Origin of the sequence: Leifsonia sp. SIMBA_070, assembly GCF_046534635.1 — a bacterium.
In the GTDB taxonomy this organism is placed as follows: Bacteria; Actinomycetota; Actinomycetes; order Actinomycetales; family Microbacteriaceae; genus Leifsonia.
Window position 1 is genome coordinate 1 of record NZ_JAWRYK010000634.1, and the last position, 252, is coordinate 252.

Annotated in this window: 1 protein-coding gene; it reads left to right on the forward strand. The window is 61.1% G+C overall.

The window, feature by feature from the left end; all coding sequences use genetic code 11:
- Positions 1–252: phage terminase large subunit family protein (locus tag SB754_RS21770; RefSeq protein ID WP_410784395.1), on the forward strand; the 252-nt coding region annotated here is incomplete at both ends.

Genomic DNA, 252 nt, shown 5'->3' on the forward strand with positions numbered 1-252 from the left:
GCCGTCGGCTACTTCATTCACCAGGATCCGTCTCCGATTCTGGTGGTGCAGCCTCGCGTCGAGGACGCGGAAAGCTACTCGAAGACCGAGATCGCGCCCATGCTGCGCGATACGCCGGTCCTGGCTGCGATCGCCGGAGATCAGAAGGCGAAAAACAGCGACCAAACCATTCTCGCGAAAACCTTTCGCAATGGCTCGAGCCTGACGCTCGTCGGTGCGAACAGCCCGGCAGGTTTCCGGCGTATCACTTCG